This is a genomic window from Glutamicibacter sp. V16R2B1, assembly GCF_005774635.1.
GTDB lineage: Bacteria > Actinomycetota > Actinomycetes > Actinomycetales > Micrococcaceae > Glutamicibacter > Glutamicibacter creatinolyticus.
This window is the reverse complement of record NZ_VATX01000002.1, coordinates 1-16,926: the sequence shown is the minus strand read 5'-3', so window position 1 is coordinate 16,926 and position 16,926 is coordinate 1. Positions and strand designations below refer to the sequence as shown.

Sequence of the window (16,926 nt, the reverse complement as noted above, 5' to 3'; positions counted from 1 at the left end):
GCCAACTGTCCGGCACGGGTGCTAGAACTGGGAACACGAAGCGCTTCCCAACCCGAAAAGGACGAATCCCATGACCGTGGCCCTCGTGATCCTGGTGGTCATCAACATCCTGTTGAGCGTGCTGCTCGGCCTGCTGGTGGTGCGGCGCACCGGGGCGGCGGGACAGGACCCGGCCGCCATCACGCAGGCGGTGCGCGCCACCCACGGGGAACTGCGCCAGGACCTGGGCAGCCAGCGCGCCGAGCTGCGCCAGGCGCTGGGTGAGGTCCGCCAGGACAACGAGGTGCGCCTGGAACGGGTGCGCGCCACCCTCGACGAGCGGCTGACAACGCTGACCGAGTCGAACTCCGCGCGCCACCTGCAGCTGCAGAGCCTGCTACGCGAGGAAATGGACAAGCTGCGCGCCGGCAACGAGGCGAAGCTGGAGAAGATGCGCGAGACGGTGGATGAGAAGCTGCAGGGCACCTTGGAAAAGCGCCTGGGCGAATCCTTCGAACTGGTCAGCAAGCGCCTGGAGATGGTGCAGCAGGGCCTGGGGGAGATGCAGTCCCTGGCCGCCGACGTGGGCGGGCTCAAGCGCGTGCTGACCAACGTGAAAAGCCGCGGCTCCTGGGGCGAGGTGCAGCTCTCCCGGCAACTGGAGGACATCCTGACCGCCGAGCAGTACGAGCAGAACGTGGTGATCCGCCCCGGCAGCCGCGAAAGCGTGGAGTTCGCCGTCGTGCTGCCCGGCCGGGAACAGGGGGTGGTGTACCTGCCGATCGACTCGAAGCTGCCGCAGGAGGACTATGAGCGGCTGCTTGACGCCCAGGAATCGGGAATCAAGCAGGACATCGAGCAGGCCAGCCGGGCCCTGGACCGGGCGATCATTGAGCAGGCGAAGCTGATCTCCGGGAAGTACATCGCCCCGCCGCACAGCACCGATTTTGCCATCATGTACCTGCCCACCGAGGGATTGTTCGCCGAGGTGGTGCGCCGCCCGGGGCTGGCCAGCCGGCTGCAGACCGAGCACCGCGTGCTGATTACCGGACCCACCACGCTGATGAGCCTGCTGAACTCGCTGCAGATGGGCTTCCGCACCCTGGCCATCGAACAGCGCAGCAGCGAGGTCTGGCAGGTGCTGGCCGCCGCGAAGGAGGAATTCCGCAAGTACGGGGACGTGTGGGACAAGCTGGGCAAGCAGCTGGCCACCGCGCAGAACACCGTGCGGGAAGCCGGCACCCGCACCCGGGCGGTGGAGCGCAAGCTGCGGGATGTGGAAAGCATCGAGGTCACCCAGGGCGACGTGCTGGACTCCATCCTCTAGCCGGGCAGCTGGGCGGCGCCTGCGAAACGCTGCGCCGGTCCCGGTGCTTGGCTAGCATGGCCAAAACCCGAGCGAAGGAGTTGACCATGAGCAAATACCTCATCTCATTTCCCAGCGGAGCGATGGACTTCCCGCCCGAGGACCTGCACGAGGTGGCGCGCGCCTCCCACGAGGTGGTCCGGCAGGCCAAGGAGGCCGGGGTGTGGGTGTTCGGCGGCGGCATTGATGAGAGCATCCCGCCGGTGATGGTGCACGCCGACGGGACCGTGAGCAAGCAAACCTACCCGCAGACCAGCCAGCTGGAAGGCGGGTACTCGGTGCTGGAGCTGCCCAGCTACAAGCAGGCGCTGGAATGGGCGGCGAAGTTCGCCGCCGGCTGCCGCTGCGCCCAGGAGGTGCGGGTCTTTCAGGACGACCCGGAAAGCTGAACCTCAGCCGCGCAGCGCCTGGGCCAGCTGCCGGGCGAGCTGCGGCCGGTCCAGCACGAACTGGTAGCGCCGCCCGCCGGCCGAGAAGCTCACGGCCGTGCGCCCGCCCATGTTCAGGCGGATCAGCCCGCCGGTGCGCAGCACCGGCCAGTTCAGCAGCCCCGGGTTCAGCCCGGAATCCGGCTCGACGCGGACCTGGCTGATCTGCTCCCGCGGCAGCCTGCGCCGCCACAACGGGGCGGCCAGGGTGAGGGTGTGGGCATCCAGCCGCGCCGAGATCCGGGCCGCGAACGCCCACCAGATCCCGGCCAGGGCGAAGAACCCGGCCCCCAGCAGCGCCGGCAGGCCCGCCGTGGCGGTGCCCGCCGCCAGGCCGGCCGCCACGAGCAGGAGCAGGACGCCCCCGCCCCGGCGCAGCCAGCGCGGGGGACGCTGCCTACACAACAGCACCGTGGGGTGTGCCGATGTCATCTTGTTCCCTCCCCGGGCCGCGGCGGCCCCGATCCGCCCTCGGGTACGGTGAAGGGCGGCAACCCCGCGGTCACCGCCCCCTGCACCGTTTGGCCTAGCCCTTGAAGCGGGCGATGGAGCGCTCCAGCTCCGCCTCGGCGGCCTCGCGGCCCTCCCAGCCCTCGGCCTTGACCCACTTGCCCGGCTCCAGGTCCTTGTAGCGGGTGAAGAAGTGCTCGATCTCCTTGATCAGCCACTGGTCGATGTCCTCAAGCTCCTTGATGTGCTCAAAGCGCTTGTCGGTCGGAACGCACAGCAGCTTCGCGTCGCCGCCGCCGTCATCGGTCATGTTGAACACGCCGATCGGGCGGGCCTCGACCACCACGCCGGGCAGCAGGTCCACACCGGGGATGAAGACCATGGCATCCAGCGGATCGCCGTCCTCGCCCAGGGTGTCATCGAAGTAGCCGTAATGGGTCGGGTACTGCATCGAGGTGAACAGCACGCGGTCCAGGCGCAGGCGGTGGGTTTCGTGGTCGATCTCGTACTTGACGCGCGATCCGGTCGGGATCTCGATAGTGACGTCGTGGCCCATTAAAAGCACGCTCCTAAACTAGTCTTAGGGATATCCGATTCCAAGCGTATATGGCAACGACGCAGAGTTGATAAACCGGGGAAGGGAAAAATTCGCGCATGAAGGCGTCCACCCGACGGCTGGTGACCCTGATCGCCGCAACGGCGGCGGCCCTGGCGATGATCGTGGCGATGTTCAGCGCCCCGCGCCTGTTCACCGGCGCCCCGCAGGCCTTCCACACCCCCGCCAGCGCCACCCTGGAGCCGGCGCCCGCGGCGCAGGTCACCGACCCGGGTGAGCAGGCCCCGATCCCGGATGCCGGGATCCTGACCGCCAAGCTCGACGCGATCCTGGCCGATGCCCCGGACGGCACCGGCTTCAGCGCCCAGGTGCTGGATTTGCCAACCGGACAGGTGCTCTACGAGAAGAACGGCGCCGGGCCCGGCACCCCGGCCTCCAGCCTGAAGATCGCCACCGCCATCGCCGTCCTGGACACCCTGGGCGCCGGGCACCGGCTGCAGACCAGCACCCTGCTGGACGGGGACACCCTGGTGCTGCGCGGCGGCGGGGACGTGCTGCTGGGGGACGGAGCCTCGGATCCGGCGGCGACGGTGGGGCACGCCGGGATCAAGACCCTGGCCGAGCAGACGGCCAGGGAACTGAAGCTGCGCGGGGTGCAGCAGGTCAAGCTGTGGCTGGACGATTCGCTGTTCGCCGGCGCCCAGGGCAACGCGGCCTGGGACAAGTCGTTGTATACCTCGAACAACATTGCCGACCTCTACCCGCTGGCGCACTATGCCGGGCGGGCCTCCGCCGTGAAGGGCGCGGCCCATGAGCGGGATGCGGCCCAAGCGGTGCGCCGGGTCTTCGCCCGCGAACTGTCCGCGCACCTGCAGGTCACCGACGGCGGGCGCGGCGCCTATCCGGGCGGCGAGGTGCTGGCCAGCGTCGACTCGGCCCCGCTGGGGGCGCAGATCAAGCACATGCTGCTGGTTTCGGACAACTACCTGACCGAGACCATGGGCCGGCTGGTGGCCGTGGAGCTGGGGCTTGAGCCCGGACAGGCGAACCAGGCGGTGCAGCAGGTCGCGGAACGGCTTGGCGCGCAGGGGTTGGAGCTGGCCGACACCAGCGGCCTGGCCGCCAGCAACAAAGTGTCCCCGGCCGCGCTGACCGGCCTGCTGCACGCCGCCAGCCACAGCCCGGACGCGGGGCTGCGCGAGCTGGCGTACTGGCTGCCGGTGGCGGGGTACAGTGGCACCCTGGCCGATCGGCTGGGCACGGCGGACACCCGCGGGCTGATCCGCGCCAAGACCGGATCGCTGTCCGGGGTGGCCACCCTCACCGGGGTGACGCTGACCAGCGATGGCCGCCCGGTGGCCTTCAGCATCTTCGCCCACCACCCCGGCGGCGGACTGGCCCCGCACAAGCCGACCCTGGATGCGGCGGTGCGGGCGCTGCACGCCTGCGGCTGCCGCTAGCAGACCGTCAACCAAAGGAGAAACACCATGAACCAGTGGATTGACTGGGAGGTGGCCCTGTCCACCGCCAAGGCGCTGACCCCCGCCGGGCCGGCCCTGGACGGGGCGCAGGCCGCGCGGATCGTGGCCGAGCTGCGCCAGGCGGCGGAACTGGGTCTGCGCAAGGCCGAGGCGATCTCGGGGCTGGGATCCACCAAGCCGGCCCAGGTGCTGGTGGTGGACCGTGCCGGATGGGCCAAGGCCGTGAGCCAGAACTTCGCCGCGATGATGCCCGAACTGCCCAGCACCCCGCCCAGCGTGCCGGTGATCGCCGGGGCCGAGCTGGGGGCGGTGCTCTCCATCCTCTCCACCCGGGTGCTGGGCCAGTTTGACCCCTACAGCGGTTCGCGGCTGCTGCTCAACGCCCCCACCATCACCCAGATCCGTGGGGAGATGAACCTGAACGCGGCGGACTTCTACCTGTGGATCGCCACCCACGAGCAGACCCACCGGCTGCAGTTCGAGGTGGCCACCTGGGTGCCGGAGGTGATGCGTGAAACGCTGGCCGCGATCTTCACCGGAACCGGCGGCAAGACCCGCTCCATGGCCGAGATCGGCCAGCGGGTGAAGTCGCTGCGCAGCGAGGTGGGGGAGCTGACCACCATCATGTCGGTGCTTGAGGGCCATGCGATGGCCGTGATGAACGACGTGCACGACATCCCCAGCATCAAGACCATCCGCCAGCGCTTCGCCGCCCGCGGCCAGAACCGCGGGGTGATCGCCACCTGGGTGGGCAAGCTTTTGGGCATGGATGCCAAGGCCCGGCAGTACGAGCGCGGGGAGAAGTTCGTGCGCCACATCGTCGGGCAGATCGGCTATGACGGGTTCAACCGGATCTTCGAATCCCGCCAGGCCTTCCCCACGGCCAGCGAGCTGGACCACCCGCAGCAGTGGCTGGCGAGGATGGCGTGAGGCCGGCGCGATGAGCAGCGCCCTGTCCCAGGCCCGGATCGCCATTCAGCGCCAGGTTGGCGGGCAGTTCGTGTTGCTGGGGGTCTCCGGGGGATCGGACTCGCTGGGGATGGCGGTGGCCGCGGCCGAACTGGTGCGCGCCGGCAAGCTGCGCGCCGGGGCGGTGATCGTGGACCACCAGCTGGCCGCGGGCAGCGACGCGGTGGCCCGGCAGGCGGCCGAAACCTGCCGGAGCCTGGGCCTGGACCCGGTGCTGGTGCGCCAGGTGAGCACCGCCGCGGATGAGGCCAGCGCCCGCCATGCCCGCTACCAGCAGTTCGAGCACGCCCTGGGCGCCACCGGTGCCCAGGCCCTGCTGCTCGCCCACACCCTGGATGACCAGGCCGAACAGGTGCTGCTGGGGCTGCTGCGCGGTTCCGGGACGCGCTCGCTGGCCGGAATCCGCGCGGTGCGCGGCCCCTACCGGCGCCCGCTGCTGGGCCTGCGCCGCGAACAGCTGGAGCAGATCTGCCTGCAGGCGTCGGTGAACTGGTGGCAGGACCCGAGCAACACCGATGTGCGCTACCGGCGCAACCAGATCCGCCACCGGGTGCTGCCGGTGCTGGTCCGGGAGCTGGGCGCCCACCTGCCCCAGGCGCTGGCGGGCACCGCCGAACTGGCCGCCCAGGACGCGGACGCGCTGGATGAGTGGGCGGCGCAGAGCTACCGGCAGCTGGCCGACGGGCACCGCCTGCCGCTGCGCGGGCTGCGTGAACTGCCCCCGGCCATCTCCTCGCGGGTGCTGCGCCTGGCCGTGCGCGCGGCCGGGGGAACGAACCCGAGCCGGGAACGCACCGCGGCGCTGCAGCAGCTGGCCGGACTGGGCACGGCGCCGAGCCGTTCGGCTGGCCCGGTGCAGCTGGAGGGAGAGATCTACGCCTACCGGCGCGGTCCGGTGATCGTTTTCACCAGACCCGGCTAAACACTGGGGGCCGGAGTGTGGCAATCTAGTGGGGTACCACCCCTCTACATTCAGGAGAACCTTCGTGGATTCGAACGAGATCAAGGCCGATCTGGCCCACGTGCTGTACACCAAGGAAGAGATCCAGGCCCGGATCAACGAACTGGCCGCGCAGATCGACAAGGACTACGAAGGCCGCGACATCCTCGTGGTGGGTGTGCTCAAGGGCGCGGTGATGGTCATGGCCGACCTCTCGCGCGCACTGAAGTCGCACGTGACCATGGACTGGATGGCGGTCTCCTCCTACGGTTCGGGCACCCAGTCCTCCGGGGTGGTACGCATCCTCAAGGACCTGGACACCGACCTGATGGGCAAGCACGTGCTGATCGTGGAGGACATCATCGACTCCGGGCTGACCCTGTCGTGGCTGAAGTCCAACCTGGAATCCCGCGGCCCGGCCAGCGTGGAAATCTGCACCCTGCTGCAGAAGCCGGAGGCGGCCAAGGTGAAGATCGACGTGAAGTACGTGGGCATGGACATCCCCAACGAGTTCGTGGTCGGCTACGGGCTGGACTACGCGGAGAAGTACCGCAACCTGGACTGCATCGGCACCCTGGCGCCCCACATCTACCAGTAGGGAACTTTTCGTGCGCCGCGTGCGTTGATCAGTATCGATAGACATGGCGTAGCCCGGACGTCGGATGAAGTGCGTGAGGGGGATGCGGGGGAACGGGAACCTCCGGATCGATGAAAACCAAGAAACTTTTTAACAGCTGGATCATTTGGGTGCTCGTCGGGGTCACCGCCGTGCTGTTGTTCCTGCCGATGCTTTTCGGGCAGAACAGCGCGCGCGTGGACACCTCGGTGGGTCTGAACCAGCTGCGTTCGGGCAACGCCGCCGAGGCGAAGATCTTCGACGGGGACCAGCGGGTGGACCTGCTGCTGAAGGACCCGCTGAACGTGGACGGGGTCGACAAGGGCAAGAACGTCTCCTTCTACTATTCGGTGGCCCGCAGCGAGCAGGTCATCGACGCCATGAACGGCGCGAAGCTGAACAAGTTCACCGACCAGCCGGTGCAGAACAACTGGTTCGTCTCCATGCTGGGCGTGATCATCCCCTTCCTGCTGATCGCGGGCCTGTTCTGGTTCATCCTGGCCCGCTCCCAGGGCGGGGGCTCGAAGGTCATGCAGTTCGGCAAGTCCAAGGCGAAGCTGATCACCAAGGACATGCCGCAGGTGACGTTCAAGGACGTGGCCGGGGCCGATGAGGCCGTGGAGGAGCTGCACGAGATCAAGGAGTTCCTGCGCGAGCCGGGCAAGTTCCAGGCCGTGGGCGCGAAGATCCCCAAGGGCGTGCTGCTCTACGGTCCCCCGGGCACCGGCAAGACCCTGCTGGCCAAGGCCGTCGCCGGTGAGGCGCAGGTCCCGTTCTACTCGATCTCCGGTTCGGACTTCGTGGAAATGTTCGTCGGCGTGGGCGCCTCGCGCGTGCGCGACCTGTTTGAGCAGGCGAAGAACAACTCCCCGGCGATCATCTTCGTCGATGAGATCGACGCGGTGGGCCGCCACCGCGGCGCCGGCATCGGCGGGGGCAACGACGAACGCGAGCAGACCCTGAACCAGCTGCTGGTGGAGATGGACGGCTTCGACGCCACCACCAACGTCATCCTGATCGCCGCGACCAACCGTCCCGACGTGCTGGATCCGGCGCTGCTGCGCCCGGGCCGCTTTGACCGGCAGATCCCGGTCGAGGCCCCGGACCTGAAGGGCCGCGAGCAGATCCTGAAGGTGCACGTGAAGGGCAAGCCCGTGGACGAGTCCGTGGACCTGACCGCGGTGGCCAAGAAGACCCCCGGGTACACCGGCGCGGACTTGGCCAACGTGTTGAACGAGGCGGCGCTGCTGACCGCGCGCTCCAACGCGAACCTGATCGATGACCGCGCCCTGGATGAGGCGATCGACCGGGTGATGGCCGGCCCGCAGAAGCGCACCCGGCTGATGGACGAGCACGAGCGCAAGGTCACCGCCTACCATGAGGGCGGGCACGCGCTGGTGGCCGCGGCCATGAACCAGACCGCCCCGGTCACCAAGATCACCATCCTGCCGCGTGGCCGCGCCCTGGGCTACACCATGGTGGTGCCCGAGTCGGACAAGTACTCGGTGACCCGCAACGAACTGCTGGACCAGATGGCCTACGCCATGGGCGGGCGCGTGGCCGAGGAAATCGTCTTCCACGACCCGTCCACCGGGGCCAGCAACGACATCGAGAAGGCCACCGCCACCGCGCGCAAGATGGTCACCGAATACGGGATGAGCGAGAAGGTCGGCGCGGTGCGCCTGTCCTCCTCCTCCGGGGATGCGATGTACGGCCAGGCCGGCAGCCGCGAATACTCCGATGAGATGGCCTCGCTGGTCGACGACGAGGTGCGCAAGCTCATCGAGGCGGCGCACGACGACGCGTACTGGGCGCTGACCCACAACCGTCCGGTGCTCGACCGGCTGGCGCTGGCGCTGCTGGAGCACGAGACGCTGAACCAGAAGGAGATCGAGGAGATCTTCTCCGACCTGGTCAAGATCGACAAGCGCGAGGTGTGGCTGTCCAACGCGCAGCGCCCCGTGCACGAGGCCGGGCCGATTCTCAGCCCCAAGGAGCGGGCCGCGCAGGCCAGCGACTAGGCAGGCACCCCGCGGGCGGCCGGAGGCAAAACGCCCCGGCCGCCCGCGGCGTATCGCCCACCGCCCACGGGTGCCGGCGGTGCCCGTGTTACCTTTCGATGCGCGGGCCGGCACCCCAAACCGGATAGGATCTAGAACGTGAGTAGTTCCAAGACCATAGACAGTTCGAAGAGCCAGGACAGCGTGCCCGGTCCCGAGGGAGCCCAGTCCTCCAACGGCGTGCCGGCCAAAGAAGTGGACCAGCCGCGCATCGCGGCGGCGGTGCGCGAGATCCTGCTGGCCATCGGCGAGGACCCGGACCGTGACGGGCTGGTGGACACCCCCAAGCGGGTCGCCAAGGCGTACGCCGAATTCTTTGCCGGGCTCAGCCAGGACCCGGCCGAACACCTGGACACCACCTTCGACATCGAGCACGATGAACTGGTGCTGGTCAAGGACATCCCGTTCTACTCCACCTGCGAGCACCACCTGGTCCCGTTCCACGGTTCGGCGCACATCGGCTACATTCCGGGCAAGGCCGGAAAGGTCACCGGGCTGAGCAAGCTGGCCCGGCTGGTGGAGGTCTTCGCCCGCCGCCCCCAGGTCCAGGAGCGGCTGACCACCCAGATCGTCGACGCCTTGGTTGAGCACCTGCACCCGCAGGGCGCGATCGTGGTCGTGGAATGCGAACACATGTGCATGTCCATGCGCGGGGTGCAGAAGCCCGGCGCGAAGACCGTCACCAGTGCGGTGCGCGGCCAGCTGCGCGAAACCGCGACCCGCGCCGAAGCCATGAGCCTGATCTTAGGAAAGTAGTGATATGTCTCTAGGAGCGATTCCGGGCACCGGCCCGGCCACCAGCCCGCTGACCGTGATCCGCAAGATCAAGCGCAAGACCTTCGCCGATCTGCCCACCGACCGCACCCTGGTCATGGGGATCCTGAACATCACCGAGGACTCCTTCTCCGACGGCGGGAAGTACCTGGACTCCGGGGCCGCCATCGACCAGGGCCTGAAGCTGCTGTACTCCGGCGCGGACATCATTGACGTGGGCGGGGAGTCCACCCGCCCCGGCGCCGCCGAGGTGGACCCGCAGCTGGAACGCGAACGCATCATCCCGGTCATCCAGGCCCTGGCCAAGGGCGGGGCGGTGGTGTCGGTGGACACCATGCACGTGGACACCGCCCGTGCCGCCATCGACGCCGGCGCGCACCTGATCAACGACGTCTCCGGGCTCACCTACGAGCCGGGCATGCCCGAACTGATCGCCGAAACCGGGGTCCCCTACGTGCTGATGCACCGCCGCGGCACCGCGCAGAGCATGGTCACCGAGGCGAACTACCAGGACGTGGTCACCGAGGTGGTGGGCGAACTGCGCCAGCTGCGCGACGAGTTCGTGGCCAAGGGCGTGCGGCCCGAACAGATCATCCTGGACCCGGGGCTGGGCTTCGCCAAGGACGCCGAACACAACTGGGCGCTGCTGGCCGCGCTGGGCGAGCTGGAGGCGCTGGGGCACAGGGTGCTGATTGGCACCAGCCGCAAACGCTTCCTGGGTGAACTGCTGCGCGAGGGCGGCAAGCCGCGCGACGTGCAGAACCGCGATGCCGCCACCGCCGCAACCACCACGCTGGCCGCCGCCAACGGTGTCTGGGCGGTGCGCGTGCACGACGTGCAGTCCAGCCGCGACGCCATCGAAGTAGTGAAGGCGCATGGATCGCATTAGCGTCACCGGCATCACCGCCACCGGCCACCATGGGGTCTTCGAGCACGAGAAGCGCGAAGGCCAGCCGTTTACGGTGGACGTGGTGCTGCACACCGACACCACCCGCGCGGCGCTGAGCGACAACGTGAGAGACACCGTGCACTACGGGGAGGTCAGCGAGCTGGTCGTCGACCAGATCCAGGCCGGGCCCTGGGACCTGATCGAGAAGCTGGCCGAACAGATCGCCCAGGCGATCCTCACCGGCTACCCCAGCGTGGCGCGGGTTGACGTCACCGTGCACAAGCCCCAGGCCCCGATCCCGGTGCCCTTTGACGACGTCACCGTGGCGATCAGCCGCGTGCAGAGGGAGCACCGCGCGGTGCTGGCGCTGGGCTCGAACCTGGGCGAGAGCCGGCAGACGCTTCAGGCGGCCGTGAGCGAACTGCAGGACCACCCGCAGGTGCGGGTCGAAGCCGTGTCCCCGCTGGCGCTGACCAAGCCGGTGGGCGGGCCCGGGGGCCAGCCGGACTACCTGAACCAGGTCATCGCCGTGCGCACCACCCTGGACCCGCACCAGCTGCTGGATCTGTGCCAGCAGGTGGAGCGGGAGCACCACCGCACCCGCACCGTGCGCTGGGAGGCGCGGACCCTGGACGTGGATGTGATCACCTATGACCAGCTGGTGCTGCAGGACGAGCGGCTGACCCTGCCGCACCCGCGCGCGCACCTGCGCGGCTTCGTGCTGGCGCCGTGGAGCTGGATGGACCCCGACGCGGTGCTCGGCGGCCAGCTGGTCTCCCGCCTGGCCGCGCAGGCCGAAGACACCCCCGGCATCATCCGGCTATGAGCACACTGCGTTTCCTGCCCCTGGCCCTGTGCGCCGTCGCCGGCGCGGTGATCGGCTACGTGCTGATGCTGGTGATGAGCGGGCGGGGGATGATGGCCCCGGTGCTGGACTATTCGGCGCTGTTTTCCATGGCCGCGGTCTCGGTGATCACCCTGATCCTGGGGATCCGGGTGAAGCTGTTCACCGCCGGGCGCACCCGGCACCGGGTGGAGCCGATCGCCGCGGCCCGCATCCTGGTGCTCGCCCAGGCCGGGGCGTACGCCGGGGCGGTGATCGCCGGGTGGCACCTGAGCCTGATGGCGGCGCTGCTGGGTGCCAGCGGCCCGAGTCCCACCGCCACCCGGGCGATCGTGCTGGCCGGGGCCGGGGTGCTGATGGTGGTCATCGGGTTCATTGTCCAGCACCTGTGCAAGCTGCCCCCGCAGGACAACGATGAGGATGCCGATGGAGCCCAAGGATATGCCACCGACTGACTTCACCGCGGTGGACCCCGCCTACTTCAAGGTCCGGCTGCTGACCTGGCTGGCGAACACCGCCCTGTACCTGATCATTGCGCTGGTGCCGCTGGGGCTGGCGCTGTTCGGGGTGCAGGTGCCCCGGTGGCTGGTGGTGCTCCCGCCGCTGCTCGTGCTGGGGATCGCGCTGTGGGCGCTGGCGCTGATCCGGCGCCGGGTGCGCGCCCTGGGCTACAGTGAACGCGCCGAGGACCTGGTGGTGCGTTCCGGGGTGCTGTTCCGCAAACGCGTGGTGATCCCCTACGGGCGGCTGCAGTACGTGGAGATGAGCTCCGGGCCGCTGGAGCGGCGCTACGGGCTGTGCCGGCTGACGGTGAACACCGCCGCCGGGGCCGCGACCGCGGTGATCCCCGGGATCCCGGCCCGGGAGGGCCAGCAGCTGCGCGAACGGCTGGTGGCGGCCGGTGAAGAGAAGATGATCGGGCTATGAGCGGGCCGTGGCAGCGGGTGCACCCGGCCAGTCCGTTCGTGCACGGCTGGCTGGCGATCGTCGGGCTGATCTACGTCTACTACACGAACACCGACGAACTGTCCTGGTCCGAACGCTTCGAGGGCCCCCGGCTGGGCTGGACCGCGGCGATCGGTTCCGCGGCACTGCTGGTGATCCTGGTTTTCTACGCCCTGTCCTGGTATTTCACCCGCTACCGGCTGAGTGAAACGCACGTGTACGTGAACTCCGGGATGCTCTTTCGCAGCCAGAAGCAGGCGCGCATCGAACGGGTGCAGGCCATCGACATCGCCCAGCCGCTGGTGGCCCGGCTGCTGGGCCTGGCCGAACTGCGCTTTGACGTGGCCGACGGCTCCGATTCGGTGATGCGCCTGGCGTTCTTGAAGAAGGCCGACGCGCACCGGCTGCGCGGGGTCATCCTGGACCGCGCCCACGCCGCCCGCCACGGCTCCGCCCCGCCGGCGCCCGGCCCGCAGACCGGCACGGCCGATCACCCGGCCCCGGCGGCGGACACCGGGCAGCTGATCGTCTCCCGGGTCCCGGCCGGGCGGCTGCTTGGCTCCCTGCTGCTGCGCATCCCCACCATCGTGGGCCTGCTCTTCGCCCTGTTCTTCGCCGTGATGGTGCTGCTGGGCAACGCCGGTGCGTTGGCCGGGGTGATTCCGGCGCTGCTGGGCTTTGGCGGCTGGCTGTACAAGGAGCTGAACAACTCCTGGAACTTCACCGCCTCCAACACCGACACCGGGCTGCGGATCAGCCGCGGGCTGGCCGACACCCGCCAGCAGTCGATCCCCGCCGGGCGGGTGCAGGCGGTCAAGATCAGCGCCCCGGCCCTGTGGCGGCCGCTGGGCTGGTACCGGATCGAGGTCAACGCGCTGGGCCTGGGGGAGGGCGCGGAGAGCGAAACCCTGGTGATGCCGGTGGGCGACTTCGACTCGGTGTGCCAGGTGATGTGGATCCTGCTGCCGGACCTGGGCGTGAACGAACAGCGCGCCGTGCTGCACACGGCGCTGTCCACCGGCGCGCACCACGGCTTCACCACCTCCCCGGCCAGCGCCCGGCTGATCTCCCCCGGGGCGTGGCGGCACCAGGGGTACCTGCACACCGACACGGTGCTGATCACCCGCTACGGCTGGCTGGCCCGGGTGGCCAGCTTCATCCCGCACCGGCGGATCCAGGGGGTCACCTGGCACCAGGGGCCGCTGGAGCGGCGCCGCGGGCTGGCCGGGGTGCGGGTGCACTCGGCCGGGGGCAGCATCATGGGTTATGCCCACCAGATAGACAGCCGCCAGGCGCTCGAACTGTTCGAGGCCCAGGCGCACCGAGCGGCCGAAAGGTAGACAGTGCACGCTCCACGACTAGGAATTGGAATCATCTCCGCCGGCCGGGTCGGCAGCGTGCTCGGCGCGGCGCTGGCCGCGGCCGGGCACCACATCACCGGGGTGCACGCCGTGTCCGAGGCCTCCCGGGAACGGGCCGGCGCCATGCTGCCCGACGCCCAGGTGCTGCCCCCGGATGAGATCCTGCGGCGCAGCGAACTGGTGCTGTTCGCGGTGCCCGACGACGTACTGGGGGAACTGGTGGCCGGGCTGGCCGCCGCCGGGCACTTCGTGGCCGGGCAGCTGGTGGCCCACACGGCCGGACGCTACGGCACGCGCATCCTGGAACCGGTGCGTGCCGCCGGCGCGTTCCCGCTGGCCATCCACCCGGCCATGACGTTCACCGGGATGAGCCTGGACCTGGATCGGCTGACCGACTGCGCGTTCGCGGTCACCGCCGACGAGCCGATGTTGCCGGTCGCCCAGGCGCTGGTGGTGGAGCTGCGCGGTGAGCCGGTCACCATCGCCGAGGCCGACCGCACCAGCTACCATGCGGCCCTGGCCCACGGGGCCAACCACCTGAACACCATCACCGCCCAGTCCATGGACCTGCTGCGGCGCATCGGGGTGCAGGAGCCGGGCAACACGCTGCGTGCCCTGATGAGCGCCAGCCTGGACAATGCGCTGCGTTCCGGGGCCGGTCTGCTCACCGGCCCGGTGGCGCGCGGGGATGTGGGCACCGTGCAGGCCCACGTTGAATCCCTGGCCAATGATCCGCAGGAAACCACGGACAGCTACCGCACCCTGTCCCGCGCGACCGCCATCCGCGCCCGCGCCCAGGGCCTGATCTCCGAGGCGACGCTGCGCGAACTGCTGGGCATCCTAGAATAGTGCTGTGAAAAGCCCCGCCGCGAAAAGCCCCCAGGTCCTGACCACCCGCGCCGAACTGCGCGCCGCCATCCGCGCCGCCGCCCCCGCCTCACTGGGTTTCGTGCCGACGATGGGCGCCCTGCACTCGGGACACGAACAGCTGTTCCGGCAGGCGCGGGAGGAAAACGAGCTGGTGGTGATCTCCATCTTCGTCAACGAACTGCAGTTCAACGACCAGCAGGACTACCAGCGCTACCCGCGCGACCTGCAGGCCGATGTGCAGGTGGCCGCCCGGGCCGGGGTGGACCTGGTCTTCGCGCCCGCACCACAGGAGGTCTACCATGCCGGGACCCCGCTGATCCGGCTGGACAGCGGCGCCTTGGGACGCATGTATGAGGGGGCCTCACGCCCCGGGCACTTCGACGGCATGCTGGCGGTGGTCGCCAAGCTGCTGCACTACGCCGATCCCGGGCAGGGGCACTACCGTGCCTACTTCGGGCAGAAGGACGCCCAGCAGCTGGTGCTGGTGCGCCGCATGGTCGACGACCTGGACTACCCGGTGCAGATCCGCGCGGTGCCGATCGTTCGCACCGCCCAAGGGCTGGCCCTGTCCAGCCGCAACGCGCTGCTCAGCCAGCGGCAGGCCACCGCCGCCCTGGTCATCCATCGGGCCATCGAACTGATCGCCGGGCGGGCCGCCCGCCACGAACCGCTGTATCTGGAGGACGCGGTCGGGCTGTTCCAGATGGAACCGGAAGTTGAGCTGGACTACTTTGTGGTGGTGGACCCGGACACCCTGCAGGAGCTGGCCTTCAACTGCCAGGACACCCCGTTCACCGGGCAGGGGCTGATCCTGGTGGCCGCCACCGTCGGCGGGGTGCGGCTGATCGACAACCAGCCGATCTAGGCAAAGCGCCGTGCCGCGTCCGCCAGCAGCTCGCGGAACCCGCACAACTCCTCCATGATCTGCGCCGCGGGCTGCACCCGGATGCTGAACGCTGCCGCCTGGCCGGCGTAGACCGGGGCGATCTGCGGATCCGCGTCCGCCCGGGCCTGCTTCATCCGCTCCCGCAGGGCGGCATCGGCGCGCTCTTCCAGCCCGGACAGATCCCCGGCCCAGCGCCGGGAGAACTCATTGGCCAGCGCCCGCCCACCGAACTCGGGCGCCCACGGCAGCTGCTGGGCGATGTCAAACGCCCGGGTGTAGACGGTGTCATCCAGGCCCGCGGCATTAACCGCATCCTTGAAGCGGGCATGGCCGCTGGCTTCGGCCGCGGTGATGAAGCGCGTGCCAACCCACACCGCCTGCGCGCCACCGGCCAATGCGGCCGCCACGCCGCGCGCGGTGCCGATCCCGCCCGCGGCCACCACCGGTTTGTCGGTTGCATTAACCGCCAGCTGCAACAGTGCCAAGGTCCCGGCCTCGTTCCGCCCGTGGCCGCCACCCTCGCCGCCGCGGCAAATGATGATGTCAATATCGGCGTCCTGAGCCCGCTGCAGGTCCTGCGCATTGCCGATCTGCATGGCGGTGAGCACCCCGGACTCGCGGGCCAGCGCGGCTGGGCGGCCCACCTCGCCGAAGCTGATGCACACCAGGGAAGGGCGCTCATTCAGGAAGGCCTGCAGCGGACCCATGTCCTGCTCCAGGGCCCAGCCCATGAATCCCGCTCCCCATGGTGTGGGCAGTTCCCGGACATGGGAGAGCTGTTCCTCGATCCACTGCGGGCTCGGTGCCGCCGGAACACCGATCATGCCCACACCTCCGGCCGTGGACACCGCTGCGGCCAACTGACCGCCGGCCGCTCCGGCCATTGAGGCATTGAAAATCGGGTAACGGTAGCCAAGACGTTTCTGCAGATCGCTCATGACTCCCACACTAGGGCAGAGCACCGGCCGGTCCGAAGAGTGGGGCAGGCAGATACGCCAACGAAGACGATGAAACAGCCCGGGCGATCATCATCCGGGTTTCCGCGCCCAGCCCGGACACCAGGCACCGTGAAACGCCCCCATGACGGCCCCGCGGGAGTATGACGCAGAACACCGCTTTTCGATTTGCGTGGGTGGTGGAACCTGCGTATAGTTTTTATCTGTTGCCAGCGGGAAACACACACCGGAAACGGGAAGTTTACCTGGCAGCGAGAATCCCTTCCTTTGCAGGTCACCGGATGTTCGGGTCGTTTTGACTCGGGTCGGGGATGTGGTAAGGTTGGAAAGTTGCTCCGGAGCGAAGCGGCCAGCCAGATGATGGTGGTTCGTGGTGTCGGAAGCGCTTGTTGTTTGAGAACTCAATAGTGTGCCAAGTTTGTTGATACCAAATTATTTTTGTTTGGTGAATACGAAACATTTATTTGCTTGATCGCCCGCACCCCCGTGTGTGGTGATTGAGTGTTTTTTATTCGCCGGGATTGCATCATTGGCTGCCGTGTGGTCGTTGGTGGTG

Annotated in this window: 18 protein-coding genes; 15 read left to right on the top strand and 3 right to left on the bottom strand. The window is 68.9% G+C overall.

Annotation, left to right across the window (positions count from 1 at the left end):
- Nucleotides 1-70 precede the first annotated feature (70 nt).
- Complete coding sequence (gene rmuC / locus FDN03_RS00650) at nt 71-1,306, top strand: DNA recombination protein RmuC (RefSeq protein WP_138173115.1); 1,236 nt, start codon at nt 71-73, stop codon at nt 1,304-1,306.
- Nucleotides 1,307-1,392: 86 nt separating this feature from the next.
- Nucleotides 1,393-1,734 (top strand): hypothetical protein, encoded by a 342-nt coding sequence (locus FDN03_RS00645; protein ID WP_054821889.1) that lies wholly within the window; start codon nt 1,393-1,395, stop codon nt 1,732-1,734.
- Nucleotides 1,735-1,737: 3 nt separating this feature from the next.
- Here FDN03_RS00645 and FDN03_RS00640 read toward each other — a convergent pair whose 3' ends face one another.
- Both FDN03_RS00640 and FDN03_RS00635 read right to left on the bottom strand, forming a co-directional pair.
- Nucleotides 1,738-2,205 (bottom strand): hypothetical protein, encoded by a 468-nt coding sequence (locus tag FDN03_RS00640; RefSeq protein WP_138173113.1) that lies wholly within the window; start codon nt 2,203-2,205, stop codon nt 1,738-1,740.
- A gap of 94 nt (nt 2,206-2,299) precedes the next feature.
- On the bottom strand, nt 2,300-2,779 hold the full coding sequence (locus FDN03_RS00635) for an inorganic diphosphatase (protein WP_054822082.1): 480 nt from the start codon (nt 2,777-2,779) through the stop codon (nt 2,300-2,302).
- Between the two features lie 98 nt (nt 2,780-2,877).
- On the opposite strand from FDN03_RS00635, the gene FDN03_RS00630 reads away from it, so the two are divergent.
- The 13 genes from FDN03_RS00630 (at nt 2,878) to panC (ending at nt 15,393) form a co-directional block, all read left to right on the top strand.
- Complete coding sequence (locus FDN03_RS00630) at nt 2,878-4,239, top strand: D-alanyl-D-alanine carboxypeptidase (protein WP_138173111.1); 1,362 nt, start codon at nt 2,878-2,880, stop codon at nt 4,237-4,239.
- A gap of 27 nt (nt 4,240-4,266) precedes the next feature.
- Entirely contained in the window at nt 4,267-5,190 is a 924-nt protein-coding gene (locus FDN03_RS00625; RefSeq protein WP_138173109.1) for a zinc-dependent metalloprotease, read from the top strand.
- A gap of 10 nt (nt 5,191-5,200) precedes the next feature.
- On the top strand, nt 5,201-6,151 hold the full coding sequence (tilS, locus tag FDN03_RS00620) for a tRNA lysidine(34) synthetase TilS (protein ID WP_249354142.1): 951 nt from the start codon (nt 5,201-5,203) through the stop codon (nt 6,149-6,151).
- Between the two features lie 64 nt (nt 6,152-6,215).
- Nucleotides 6,216-6,767, top strand: coding sequence for a hypoxanthine phosphoribosyltransferase (hpt, locus tag FDN03_RS00615; RefSeq protein WP_054821563.1), 552 nt, complete (start codon nt 6,216-6,218; stop codon nt 6,765-6,767).
- A gap of 110 nt (nt 6,768-6,877) precedes the next feature.
- Nucleotides 6,878-8,806: an ATP-dependent zinc metalloprotease FtsH gene (ftsH, locus tag FDN03_RS00610; RefSeq protein ID WP_138173107.1), complete on the top strand. Its 1,929-nt coding sequence runs from the start codon at nt 6,878-6,880 to the stop codon at nt 8,804-8,806.
- Nucleotides 8,807-9,025: 219 nt separating this feature from the next.
- The gene (gene folE / locus FDN03_RS00605; RefSeq protein ID WP_138173196.1) at nt 9,026-9,601 is read left to right on the top strand and encodes a GTP cyclohydrolase I FolE; all 576 of its coding nucleotides are present in this window, start codon (nt 9,026-9,028) and stop codon (nt 9,599-9,601) included.
- Between the two features lie 4 nt (nt 9,602-9,605).
- Nucleotides 9,606-10,508 (top strand): dihydropteroate synthase, encoded by a 903-nt coding sequence (gene folP, locus FDN03_RS00600; RefSeq protein WP_138173105.1) that lies wholly within the window; start codon nt 9,606-9,608, stop codon nt 10,506-10,508.
- A complete protein-coding gene (gene folK / locus FDN03_RS00595; protein WP_138173103.1) occupies nt 10,495-11,334 on the top strand; it encodes a 2-amino-4-hydroxy-6-hydroxymethyldihydropteridine diphosphokinase in 840 nt (279 codons plus the stop codon). The genes folP and folK overlap by 14 nt, the downstream gene beginning before the upstream one ends.
- Entirely contained in the window at nt 11,331-11,807 is a 477-nt protein-coding gene (locus FDN03_RS00590) for a DUF3180 domain-containing protein (RefSeq protein WP_138173101.1), read from the top strand. The genes folK and FDN03_RS00590 overlap by 4 nt, the downstream gene beginning before the upstream one ends.
- Nucleotides 11,794-12,279, top strand: coding sequence for a PH domain-containing protein (locus FDN03_RS00585; protein ID WP_171021076.1), 486 nt, complete (start codon nt 11,794-11,796; stop codon nt 12,277-12,279). The genes FDN03_RS00590 and FDN03_RS00585 overlap by 14 nt, the downstream gene beginning before the upstream one ends.
- The gene (locus FDN03_RS00580; protein ID WP_138173097.1) at nt 12,276-13,637 is read left to right on the top strand and encodes a PH domain-containing protein; all 1,362 of its coding nucleotides are present in this window, start codon (nt 12,276-12,278) and stop codon (nt 13,635-13,637) included. Before FDN03_RS00585 ends, FDN03_RS00580 begins: the two co-directional genes overlap by 4 nt.
- A 3-nt stretch (nt 13,638-13,640) precedes the next feature.
- Nucleotides 13,641-14,507 carry a DUF2520 domain-containing protein gene (locus FDN03_RS00575; protein WP_138173095.1) on the top strand — a complete coding sequence of 289 codons (867 nt, stop codon included), beginning with the start codon at nt 13,641-13,643 and terminating at the stop codon, nt 14,505-14,507.
- 4 nt (nt 14,508-14,511) lie between these two features.
- Nucleotides 14,512-15,393 carry a pantoate--beta-alanine ligase gene (panC, locus tag FDN03_RS00570; protein ID WP_138173093.1) on the top strand — a complete coding sequence of 294 codons (882 nt, stop codon included), beginning with the start codon at nt 14,512-14,514 and terminating at the stop codon, nt 15,391-15,393.
- On the opposite strand, the gene FDN03_RS00565 is transcribed toward panC, so the two are convergent.
- On the bottom strand, nt 15,390-16,352 hold the full coding sequence (locus FDN03_RS00565) for a nitronate monooxygenase (RefSeq protein WP_138173091.1): 963 nt from the start codon (nt 16,350-16,352) through the stop codon (nt 15,390-15,392). The genes panC and FDN03_RS00565 overlap by 4 nt on opposite strands.
- Nucleotides 16,353-16,926 lie beyond the last annotated feature (574 nt).